Raw genomic sequence first — 11,066 nt, forward strand, 5'->3', positions numbered from 1 at the left:
GGTGCGGGCTCAGTGGCCGGTGAGGAATCAGAAGGCGCGATGCTGGACCGTCGGTTGCGCGTCGCGACCGAATGTGGGTCCGGGTCGGTGGACGGCTCCTGTTGTGGTTGTCCACAGAGGTATCCACAACATGTGGATATCTTGAGCGCCGGTCACGTCCCGGACCGACGCGCGGGCATCGAGCGGGCGGACCGACAGCCAGCGCATTACGCCGGGTCATCGGCTAGTCGGCAGTCTCAGGTCCTTCGGCAAGGCCGAGGGTTTCCCACAGTTTGCGGGCGGCGATGACTGCGGCGAGTAGGTCCATCGGCTGGGAATCGTCGGAATTCGGTGCCGGGTCGCGGACCTTGCGCAACCGCCGCAACGGCACGCCGCGTAGCGCGATCCCGGTGGCCTCTGCCCCGGATTCGTCGGCCGGCACGGTGAAGACTTCGTAGTCGTCGAGCCGGATCCAGGCCTCGTACCAGGCTTCGGCCGGTTTGCCCTCCCGACCCGGGGTGGTGTTCTCCGGGGGCGCCCAGTACCGGCAGCGGCACAACGGGTCACCACATCGGTTGAGCGGGGCGTTGCCGACGGGGTTGTAGCGGTCGACGTGCCCGGCCAGCATCACGCAAGCTTGGCGGCTGTACCAGGCGCATTCGGGGTGCAAGCCGGGTTCGACGGCGACGCCGCGTAGGTAGTCGGAGGGTCGGATCATCAACACCAGGGTGTCGTCGAGTCCTTCCCCGCAGACCTGACATCGCTTGTGGTGCAGGACTTCTGCGAGGCGGTGTGGGTCGATGTTTCCCCACACCGGGCGAGTGCGGTCGCGGTGGGCGAGAGTGATGTAGGGGACTACGAGTCCTGACGAGATCGGTGCTTTCGCCAGGCGCGCGGGGATCGGAACACGCTCGGGCGTGGGCGGTCGGGAGGTAGGGGAGTCGGGCAAGGAGGCCTCGGATCTGGTGGTTCGATATCGGGTGCGGTGTCCTCGGCCGGGCATCGGGGGGCGACGAGGACGACGGTGGTCGTTTGGTCGGGGCCGAAGGGTGTCTGCACGTGCAGGTGGATCAGCGACACCATGGAGGTGGTGGTCGGGGTGCCGGTGTTCCAGGGCTCGTAGAGGTTCTCGTCGGGGTCGGGGATCTGGGCTTGCAGCCAGGCGGTGAGTTCTCCGACGTGGGTGATCACGATGTCCAGCGTTTGCCGGTGTGGGGGTCGTGGTCATAGACGGGCACCACGGTGGGTGCGCCGAGGGCGTGCTCGGTGACCGAGGTCGGGAGCACGGCTTCTTCCCCGCTGGCGGCCCACCACCCGCGCGCGATCACCCACCGATCCTCGGCGCGGTGGGCGGGGACCAGCCGCCAACTGATCCCGGTCTTCGCGATACCGAACGGATCGTTACCCCAGCGGGTTTCGCGTGTCCCGTCGGCGGTGATGGTGTCGATCGCGGTGGCGTGTTCGATGCGCACCAACGCCATCACCGGCAAGTGATCGGCGATGATCTCGGTGTGGGGGAACACCGCGATCGGGGTTCCCGCGGCGGGGGTGTCGGCGAATGCGGCGTGCCAGCCGATCACCAACACCTCACGGGCGCGCCGGGGAATGGGGTGCAGGCGCGCGGTCCAGCGTGATGGCTCGGCCGCCCCGACCACGGTGGTGTTCACAGCAGCCCCTGGTCGCCGTCGGTGGTGGGCCGCTGGTGTTGCACGGATTCGATGAACCGCAACGGCACGATCACCTGCTCCCCGGCATCAGTGTTCAGGTTGACGTGGCGGGCGCCGACGGTGTCCACGCTCAACCGCGGCATCAGGTGCCCACCACGGGTGCGGACGGTGACGGGCAGGGTGTTGTGGCGGGCCTCGTGGAGTGCGGCCACCACCATGGTCGACTCGGTCGAACCGGTCACCGGGTCGGCGACAGCGCCGAGGCCACGCAACTGGTTCAGGGCGGCGCGCATCCTGTGGCGCAAGGGCGGAACGGTCAGTGGATAGGTCATCGGGGGTGTCCTTTCCAAGAGGGCTCCAGACGGAGCACGAAAGATGATGAGTGTCAGGCGGTTTCGAGCGCCATGAGGTCGGCGTAGCGGTCGGCCTCGCCGGGAAAGGTGCAGCGGCAGCGCGGGAAAGGATTCAGGCACGCTTCGCAAAAGCCGCAGTACGGGCAGTGCGGGCCGTCGGGGTTGTCGTACTCCGCCCCGCAGTTGTCACAGAACCCGTCGCCGAACTCGTAGTCGTAGAAGGCACCGGCCGGGTATCGGCCCAGCTCGTAGTTGTGGTTCGAATACCAGGAGCCCTCGCGCCAGTGCCCGCGGTGCTCGTTGAAGATGTAGGCGGGGTGGTTGTAGGCGGGATCGACGGTGAGGATGGCGGCCTTGTCGGTGCCCAGCCACCGTTCGAACCGTTCCCGACCGGCCCAGGAATCCAGCGACCCGAACGGGTTGTGGGGCAGGAAGTCCTCGGCGGCGATGCGGGTATCGGAACGGTCGTCACCCTTGAGGGGGTGGACGTGCTCGGGCAGGATCCCGTTGTGGGCCAGCACACTTCGTTTGTCACCGCCGATGGCGAACGGGTGACAGTTGGCGGTGGTGTGGTCACCGTGGGTGGCGAAGCGGGAATGGAACAACGCCGGCCCGTCCGGGAATGATGTTCGGGCTTGGGCGAATTCGGTGATCGTGGTCTGTGGGTCCAGGCCGTGGCCGACGATGAGTCGGTCTCCGGCGTGCACGGCCCACCCGTGCCCGTGCGGGTTCGCGACGGCGCCGGCGGCGAGGGCTTCGTAGTCGGCGACGATGCCGGGTTTGATGACGGTCAGGATGCACATGCGAAGTCCTCCAGGTTGCTGCGGGCCGCACCGGTTTCGGTCGGCGTCAGCGCGGCGAGTTCAGCGGTCAAGGCGGCGTATTCCGGGCGTTGAGCGACCCAGTCGGTGAAGGTGGCCCAGTCCCATCCCTGGCAGCGGACGACGTCGTGGGCACGCAAGGTGCGCGTGTATTCGACGGAGGCGTGGGCGAAGCCGAGCGCGGCTTTCACCTCGCGACGGTCGAGGGAGCTGGCGAAGACCCGCAGCTCGAAGGTGTGCTCAGGTCGGGCGTTGATGGCGTGATACCGGCCCCACCCGTGTCCGCCGTGCGCGAGGTCCTTGGCCATGGCGCGGATCTCGGGGTCGAAACCGGCCCATTGCGAATACTGGCGCCGCGCCAGGGCGGTGACGTCGTCTTCGTTGCGGTAAACGAGTTTGAGCCACCGATAGATGTGGGCGGGAGAGTCGAACCCCGCCCGCGACACATGGACGTGGATGCCGACCTCGTCATCGGTGTGACAACCCAGCAACCGCAGCCGCGTCAACAGCGCCCAAGGGAACTCGCTCATCGCGTAGTCGAAACTCATCGGGTGGGTGACCATTTCGAACCCACAACTGATCGACCCGTCGTATTTGAGGTAACCCAACCCGTCGAGATGGTTGTTCGCGGTCACGACCGAGTCCTCATAGCCGTGCACGGTGGTGCGGACTTCCAGTTCCATGCCCAGAAACAGCGGCCCTTGCCCGTGGAAGATGGGTTCTGGGGTGTAGTGGGAGTCGTGGACGCGTGAAGGGTCGGGCTGGGCGCAGTCGTCGCAGTAGTCGTCACGACCGCGGACCAGGATGCGACATCCGCGGCATCGGGTGTAGTCGTCGCGGCAGTCCTCACACACCGCCCGATCACCGTCGACGGTGTAGGAGTCGGCGGTCCGCAGATTGCAGTCGTCGCAGGCGGTGTAGGACTCAGCGCAGGACTCGCACACGTCACCGCTGGAGAGGACCGCCACGATGTAGGGCGCGTAGCGCCCGCAGTCCTCACACAGGGTGCAGGGTGCTCGGCAACCAGCACACCAGTAGTCGTCCGCGGTGGTCAGCGCGGCATCGCGGGCGGGGAGATCGCACCTCTCGCACAGGTCGAGAGTGGCCACACAGCCGGAGCAGAGATGTTCGTTCTCGGCGGTCTCGACCAACTCCGCAGTCGGGCGGCGGGCTGAACAGGCTTCGCATTCGGCGAGATCGACCAGGACAGCGGTCGGCATGGAATTCCTTCCCTGGAAACGACGAAAGCTCGCACCGACAGGTGCAGGCTCAGGGGACAGCGGTGGTGAATTGCGGGCGCGGCCGACTCGTCAGGGACTCGGGGCGCTCGGTCGTTTCACCACTGGCAGCGCGAGTGGCGGGTTGGAGGCACGGTGGCGTGGGCCGCGGGGTCGCGGTCGGCGGCATTCGCAGTGCGGGAACCGGTTCTCACACGCGAAGCACCACCCGCACGTGGTGCAGTACCGGCTCACCCGGTGCACGTCGACGGCCTCACAGCTGCGGCACACCGACCGGCGATGCGAGCCGTACCGCTGCGACCAGGGCAGATAGCTGCGGTTGGAGTACCAGATCCCGTTGTCCCACAAGCCGTTCGACTCGTTGAGCAGGTAAACCTGCTGGTCGAAGGCGGGGTCGACGGTGAGGATGAGCAGCTTGGATGACCCCAGCCAGGATTCGAGCCCCCGAAATCCCTTGTGGGTGTCGATCGAACCGAACGGCTGGCGTGGGAGGTAGTCCTCGGCGGCGATGCGGGTGTCGGATCGCCAGTCATACGGGCCCGGGTGCACCCGTTTGGGTAGGACACCGTTGTGCGCCAACACGGTTCGTTTGTCGCGGCCGAGGGGGAAGGGGTGGCAGTTGTCGACGGTGCGGATGCCGTGGGTGGCGTAGCGGGAATGAAACAACGCCGGACCACGCGGATGCTGGGCACGGACCCGGGCGAACAGGTCGATCACCTCTTCGGCGTTCATGCCGTGCCCGGTCACGATCCTGGGCCCGGCGATGACCGCGAACCCGTGCCCGTGCGGATTGGTCAGCGCGCCATGACGCAACGCGATCGGGTCCGGGGCGACGGAGGAGGGGATGAAGGTCAAGAGGCACACAGCACGCCCTCCTGTTCGTCGATCTGTTCGGCAAGGTGGGCGAGTTCAGCGACCAAGGGCGCGTATTCGAGGCGGTGGGTCAGCCAGTCGGTGAACTGCTCCCAGTCCCACCCACCTGCGTGGATCTGGGCGACGGTGAGGTCGGCGGTGTAGGCGATGGAGGCCTCGGTGAACGCCAACGCCGCCTGCACCTGGCCGGGATCGAGAGTGCTGGCGAAGACCCGCAACTCGAGGGTGTCGCGCGGGTGGGGGTTGATCGCCTGGTAGCGCGGCAAACCCACCGCGTGGCGAGCACCTTTGGCCAGGTCCTTGACCCGAGAACGAGTGTCGAGCTCGAACGGGGCGTAACGGCTGGTGCGTCGCGCCAACCTCGAGACCTGGTCGGAGTTGCGGTACACCAGCTTCATCCACCGGAAAATGTGGGCGGGCCCGGTGAACCCGGCCCGCGACGCGTGCACGTGCAGCCCGACACCGGGACCGGTCTCACAGCCCAACCGGGCGAGCTGGTGCAGGACCTGCCAGGGGAATTCTGTGAGGGCGTACTGGTAGGTCATCGGGTGGCACACGATCTCGAAACCCATGGGCCGGATCGAGGAATCACGCTTGAGATAGCCGAGCGACCCGAGTGCGTCGGTGGCGGTCGCGATCGCGTCGCCGAAACGGTCTTCGGGCACAACGACTTCCAGTTCCAATCCGAGGAACAACGGGCCGGTGCCGTGGAAGATCGGGTCGGGCCGGTAGGTGTAGTTCCACAACGTGTGCCGATCAGCGCACCGATCACACCCGCGCCGCCCCGCCAGCAGGGTGCCGCAGTCCGGGCACGCCCGCAGCTGCCGGGCGCATTCCGGGCAGGTGCGGTGGTTACCGACGACGTAACGGCTGTGGCGGGTGAACCGTTCACACCGGAAGCACTGATCGAACAACTGGTGCGCGCAGATCCCGCAGACGAAACCATCGTTATCGGTGCGCAGACCGGTGAACGACACCTCCGTACACGACGCGCACGAGTTCAATCCGGTCGCACAGTCCGAACACAGCCCCCGCCCGACGGCGGTGTCGGTGAGGGCGAGCGAACGCACGCCGCAGCGGTAACACTGCGCGCACGTTCGGGCGCATTCGTGGCAGACGATTCCGCCGTCGATCGACAGACGAGTACCGGGTTCACGGGATCGGCAGACCCCGCACGGGTCAGGAAGATCGAGATCGGGCACAGCAAACCCTTCTGAAAGACGACGAACGCCGCACCCGAAAACCGGGATGCGGCGTGAAAGAACAGGACGAAGAACGTGACCGAAGAACCGGGACAGGTCAGGCGGCGCGTGCAATTGCCAGGCGGCAGTCGACCGGCTCGCCCAGATGGCGGCCCTCGCAGGTAACCAGCTTCAGCACACGGGAGGGCTGGGCGAGCTTGTGTCGGGCGATCGCCTCGAACTCATCGATCCGGCTGGCGTTGATCGCTTCGTAGCGCTCAGTTACATCCGCGCCCAGACCGTCGACGTCGGGCAGTCCGGCCTGACGCCACATCCGCACGTACAGGCCGAACGCGGTGGTGTTCAACGGCGTCACCAAGCTCGCGCGCATCAGCGACAGCACGACCTCGACCGAGGTCCCCGGCTTGGTCGACACACCAGTCGCGACCCGCTCGAGCAGCTCTCGGGCATGTGCACGGTAGACGAACTCGGTGGCCATGCGTTCCTCGGTCGCGGTCAACAGCGAAAAGCTGTGATGCAACACATCAGACACATCGGGGTGAGCCTGCTGGGCGCGACGAATCTCGTCCTCGGCCCACTCCTGCTGCCTGAACGTCGCGAGGAGGGTCTTGGTGAACTCCGATCCGGCTAGCTCGCGGAGGATCGGTTCGAATCTGGTGAGCGAGGTGGTCATCGGTCTCCGTTCTTCGGAACTGTGCGGGCGAGAACCGTTGGGACGGAACCCGAGGCGCGGATCGCCAGGTATTGCGCGCGGGCCAGGCGCGGCGCGCAGAAGTGGAACCGTCGTGGGTGATGAAAGACGGTGCAGCGCTGGCATGTTGCCGTCGGGGTCCTGGCGAGGGCCTGGGTCTGCGGGTTAGGCTGGCAGGCGGAGGAGCCGTTGGTCGGGCCATTCTCAGGAGATCGAGATGCCTGCTGGCAAACAACGACGATCCAAGCGCGACCCCGAATCGAGTCGCCGTTTGGACGAAGTGCAGAAATTGATGAAAGCGCGGCGTGAGGCAGCCAGGCGCCGTGAGACCGCCACGATGGACGCGGTCCAGACCTACCTACACGCGGCAGGAGCGATCCGGCAGCGCACCGGCATACACGAGCAGCGCCTCGGCGAGCTCCATAAGCGAATCGAACAGTTGGAACGCGAGTACGACGCCGAAGTCACGCAATTGCGCGGCCAGCAAGCCGGAGCGGTCACAGCGATGCGCGAGTTGGGCGAGACGGATGCGAGCATCGGTGCACTACTCGAACTCACCAGCAAACAACTTCGGCAACTCACGGCCCTGGCCCGAGCGGCCGAAAACCCCGCCGCCGGTCCCGGCGGACAGGATGATCCGAGTGATGTGCAACGTAGAGGTCTACTCACCCGAAGTGACGTCGAAGTGGGTCCTTCTGGTCCGCAGGGCGCACTGAGCACTGACGCGCCAGGTCAGAGTTTGGCGTAGCCCCCGGTGTTCCAGACATGCCAACGGAATTGAGCCGGAGCGAGCGGGACGCGGTGCGGGACACCGGGCTCGGTCGGATACGGCCAGTAGACGACACCACATCGGTGGCAGTAGTAGGCGTGGCTCCACACTCCACGAGCCCTGTTACGTCCTGCCAGAACCTTGCCGCTTCGGTTGGAACGTTTGACAGCGGCGATCAGGATCGCGACCACCGGCACGGACAGCCCAACCGGAACGATGAGCAGCCCTATCAGGGTGCCGGTGACCTCAACGACATCCCCTCGTAGTGGTTCTTTCTGCAGCGAGGCATAGCACATGGTGTAGAGGAGAAGGACGAAAAGGCCCAAACCCAAGCCCACGGCGAACAGCCGACTCGCCGACGGCAGAATCGGCTGCCAGGCCAGGCTTCTCGCGAGCGCGGAGCTGTGGCTGTACTCGTGCGTGGATGTGCCAGCGACAGGGAACAAACCACCGGACGCGATTCCGACACCGGCGTACGCACCGGTGCTGTAGCCGCCGTGCGTGCCATCGGACATGACAGCGGGCACGTTCTGAACCCAGTCGACGCGTTGGCACTGTGGACAAGACATATCGAAGTTCACAGGTCCCCCAAGGACATGGTTTCGCTGGAGAAGAGCACGAGAAGTGTGGTACCTGGCAACGAACCGTGCATCGATCAAACACCGGACCCGAGCCACTGTCGATGTGGCGTGAACCACATCCGGCAAATGTTCAGCCCCCGTGCGCACACGTCGAAACAGTGTCTGCCCCAACCGGTCACAGGTAGTGGGCGTGCGCACGGTCGAACGCAGCGTGCGCACATCGCGCCGGTCAGTCGGGCACTACGTGCGCACGGTTGGATTGGTGTGCGCACGGTCGGCGGGTGGGTCGTTGTCGGTGTGCGCACGGTCGGTGGCAGCTCTTGCATGCAGTCGTTCGGCATCTCGCAGGATCCGGCTGACCGCGGACCGGCTGCGTCCGAGTTCGCGTGCAATGCGGGTGGCGCTCCAATCATCGAGGTAGCGATGGGTCAGCACCGCAAAGACGGTCGCGCGATCGCGACGTCCGCCAGGGTCTTGGTCGCAGATCGACGTCGCCAGCGCCTGCAGGTCGATGTTTGAGCTGATCCGATCGTCGAGGAATTCCTCGACGGGTTCGGAAGGTTCCGGCGGCGAGGCGGGAAGTGCGACTCGGACACCCTCGGTCGGGCGTGGTTCGAGAGCTGGTATCCGTGCTGGCGTCTGAGATGCCGCTTCGATGTCGGTGTTGGGTTGATGTGCGTGCGCCAGAATCAGCAGGGCCAGTGAACTTTGCGTCATGCTTCCCTCCACGATGAGCGGCCACAGCCACGCTTCGCCAGCGGGCACACCCGCAGTGGTCGCCAGGGCGCGGAGCGCGGTGAACGACAGCCAGAACGCCCCGCCGGCGATCACCACGGTCAGGGCGGTCGCAGCGCGACGCGCAGCGGCGGAGACGGTGTCGGCGCGTGCGAGCAGCGCCACACCATGAACGGCCGCCAGCAACGCCAGCGGCGGAATGACCGCGACAGTGGCCGCGACCACGGGCAAGGCCGTGGTGTGCAGGACGGCCTGGGTCGCGTTGCCGATCACGCTGACTCCGGCGGCGATACAGAGCTCGGTCCAGAAGAAGACGTGCGCACGGTCGGTGCCCACGTCTTCGCTCGTCGGGGGCTGGTTACAGGCGGATGATGGCAATATCGGTTGCACAGGCTGATCCCCTTGCTTGGGCGCTTTGGGTCGTCAGAAGCCGCGGTCAGAGGCAGTGCTTCACCAGCGGAGGTCCGATGAGCCGAGCCCGCCGAGGCCGTGAAAGGTCAACAACTGCACCGCCTATCGGCGAACCTCGACGTCGATCAAGGCTGAATCGGTGACCGAGCACGGTGAGGCTGGAACCGTTCAACGAGGGCGCGGTCTTGGATGCGGCCTCGACCCCCGCACGAAATCACCGCCGGGCCTAGCTCGCGAGGGGTGCTGACGATGGGCAGGCGCACCTGCGGTCGACGCTGGTTCGACCGTGAGGAAGACCAGCTGGGATGCGCCAACCACGATTCGAATCCACGTATCCCTTGTGGGTGTCGATCGACCCGAACGGCTGACCGGGCAGGCAGTTTTCGGCGGCGATATTGGTGTCGGAGAGCTGGTCGAACGGGCCCGGGTGCTCGACGGGCACGGGTGCACGCTTTCGGGTGGTTGATCTGAGCGTGTTGTGCCGTCGTGCTGGCCTCTACCTGCGAGGATCTATACAGGTGAACACCACCAGGCACTACGGCATGGCCGAAGGGAAGGTCGGATTTGTTGCCTAGGACAGTGGGCTTTTCGCGCCTCACACGATCGAGAGTCGGGTTGAGGGCGGTGGGTGGACTGACCGCGGCATGCACCGGGATGGCATTGTCGATCGCGGTCGTATCCGCGGCGTCCGCGCAGGAAGATCTGCGTAGACAGTCACCAGTAAGTCCCCACTAATTCAAATGGCGAGTGTCCGGCGGGGTTCGAGTTGGGCAGCGTATTTCGAACGGATTCGCGAGCGGTCTGATTCCGCTATCCGGTCACCGCTCGGTTGAGGACATCGGCGGCGGCCTTGTGTGGGCGTCCGCGTGCCATGTAGTGGCGTTGGGTCATGGCGGGGTCGACGTGGCCGAGGACATCGGCAGTGACCCGGGCCGACAGGCCGGCGTCGTCGAGGATGGTGGCCACGGCGTGGCGGAAACTGTGTGGGGTGATGTCCTCGGCGAATCCCAGGGCTTCACGGACACGCTGCCAGCCGTGTCCGACGTTTTGCGGGTCACGCAATGTCCCCACGGCTGAGGGGAACACCAGATCCAGGACCTCGATTCCGGGGTCCGGCGGAGAAGCCGGTCGCCGGTTCGCCATCGCGGTTTTGCGGCGTTTGAGCATTTCCACCGCGAACTCGGGCAGGGCGATGGTGCCGGTCCGGTTCTTCGGGTCGTCTTTCCTGGTGACCCGGACCAGTCCTTTGCCGGCGACGCGGACGAGTTTTCCGGTGGGGCGCAGGGTCGCTGCGTCGAGGTCGATGTCGGTCCACAACAGTGCGAGCATCTGGGAGCGGCGCAGGCCGGTGGCGGCGTAGAGGGTGATTATGTCGGCGAGGTCGGCGCTTTCGCAGTAGGCGGCGACGGTGGGCGGGGTGTAGGCCTTGACGGGTGTGCCGCGTTCTCGTTCGGCTTTGGCGAGTTGTCGCGGGCACGGGACCTGGGAGGTCTGGACGGCGGAGAGGATGAACCGCAGTTCGTCGGTGGTGAGGTCGCCGGCCCCGCCGGTGCGGCCCTTGGCTTCGATGTTCTTCGGCATCTGGACTTCGCGGACCGGGTTGACCTCGAGGGGGCTGGTGCGGACTGCGTAGCGGAACATGCCCGAGAGCACGATGCGCCCGGTGCGCATGTTCGAAGGCCCCCTGGCTTTTCCGACGTCGGTGAGGAAGGTTTCGACCGCGGAAGTGGTGACTTCGAACAGGCG

The 11,066-nt window shown here is 66.0% G+C and carries 13 protein-coding genes; 1 reads left to right on the top strand and 12 read right to left on the bottom strand.

Annotated features, from left to right (window positions below; genetic code table 11):
- Positions 1-223 precede the first annotated feature (223 nt).
- The 9 genes from QH270_RS00220 to QH270_RS00260 all read right to left on the bottom strand — a co-directional run bounded on the left by QH270_RS00220 (position 224) and on the right by QH270_RS00260 (position 6,806).
- Positions 224-697, bottom strand: coding sequence for a hypothetical protein (locus QH270_RS00220; protein WP_157105171.1), 474 nt, complete (start codon positions 695-697; stop codon positions 224-226).
- A 137-nt stretch (positions 698-834) separates the two neighbouring features.
- Positions 835-1,170, bottom strand: a complete 336-nt coding sequence (locus QH270_RS00225) for a hypothetical protein (RefSeq protein WP_067645072.1) — start codon at positions 1,168-1,170, stop codon at positions 835-837.
- Positions 1,167-1,646, bottom strand: coding sequence for a hypothetical protein (locus QH270_RS00230; RefSeq protein WP_067645069.1), 480 nt, complete (start codon positions 1,644-1,646; stop codon positions 1,167-1,169). Before QH270_RS00230 ends, QH270_RS00225 begins: the two co-directional genes overlap by 4 nt.
- Positions 1,643-1,978 (bottom strand): hypothetical protein, encoded by a 336-nt coding sequence (locus tag QH270_RS00235; RefSeq protein WP_067645067.1) that lies wholly within the window; start codon positions 1,976-1,978, stop codon positions 1,643-1,645. Before QH270_RS00235 ends, QH270_RS00230 begins: the two co-directional genes overlap by 4 nt.
- Before the next feature lie 53 nt (positions 1,979-2,031).
- Complete coding sequence (locus QH270_RS00240; protein WP_067645064.1) at positions 2,032-2,802, bottom strand: class II glutamine amidotransferase; 771 nt, start codon at positions 2,800-2,802, stop codon at positions 2,032-2,034.
- The gene (locus QH270_RS00245) at positions 2,790-4,040 is read right to left on the bottom strand and encodes an amidoligase family protein (protein WP_245655555.1); all 1,251 of its coding nucleotides are present in this window, start codon (positions 4,038-4,040) and stop codon (positions 2,790-2,792) included. Before QH270_RS00245 ends, QH270_RS00240 begins: the two co-directional genes overlap by 13 nt.
- Before the next feature lie 90 nt (positions 4,041-4,130).
- Positions 4,131-4,922 (bottom strand): hypothetical protein, encoded by a 792-nt coding sequence (locus tag QH270_RS00250; RefSeq protein WP_280338326.1) that lies wholly within the window; start codon positions 4,920-4,922, stop codon positions 4,131-4,133.
- A complete protein-coding gene (locus QH270_RS00255; RefSeq protein WP_280338327.1) occupies positions 4,910-6,001 on the bottom strand; it encodes a hypothetical protein in 1,092 nt (363 codons plus the stop codon). The genes QH270_RS00250 and QH270_RS00255 overlap by 13 nt, the downstream gene beginning before the upstream one ends.
- A gap of 229 nt (positions 6,002-6,230) precedes the next feature.
- Positions 6,231-6,806, bottom strand: coding sequence for a hypothetical protein (locus QH270_RS00260; RefSeq protein WP_067645061.1), 576 nt, complete (start codon positions 6,804-6,806; stop codon positions 6,231-6,233).
- Between the two features lie 235 nt (positions 6,807-7,041).
- Here QH270_RS00260 and QH270_RS00265 point away from each other — a divergent pair, with 235 nt between their 5' ends.
- Complete coding sequence (locus QH270_RS00265; RefSeq protein ID WP_157105170.1) at positions 7,042-7,572, top strand: hypothetical protein; 531 nt, start codon at positions 7,042-7,044, stop codon at positions 7,570-7,572.
- Here QH270_RS00265 and QH270_RS00270 read toward each other — a convergent pair.
- The 3 genes from QH270_RS00270 to QH270_RS00280 all read right to left on the bottom strand — a co-directional run.
- Positions 7,557-8,108, bottom strand: coding sequence for a hypothetical protein (locus QH270_RS00270; protein WP_280338328.1), 552 nt, complete (start codon positions 8,106-8,108; stop codon positions 7,557-7,559). The genes QH270_RS00265 and QH270_RS00270 overlap by 16 nt on opposite strands.
- Positions 8,109-8,414: 306 nt before the next feature.
- On the bottom strand, positions 8,415-9,245 hold the full coding sequence (locus QH270_RS00275; protein ID WP_280338329.1) for a DUF2637 domain-containing protein: 831 nt from the start codon (positions 9,243-9,245) through the stop codon (positions 8,415-8,417).
- Between the two features lie 885 nt (positions 9,246-10,130).
- On the bottom strand, positions 10,131-11,066 hold a 936-nt coding region (locus tag QH270_RS00280), incomplete at its 5' end, for a tyrosine-type recombinase/integrase (protein WP_280338330.1).

Source organism: Nocardia neocaledoniensis, from assembly GCF_029868625.1.
Taxonomy (GTDB): Bacteria; Actinomycetota; Actinomycetes; order Mycobacteriales; family Mycobacteriaceae; genus Nocardia; species Nocardia neocaledoniensis_A.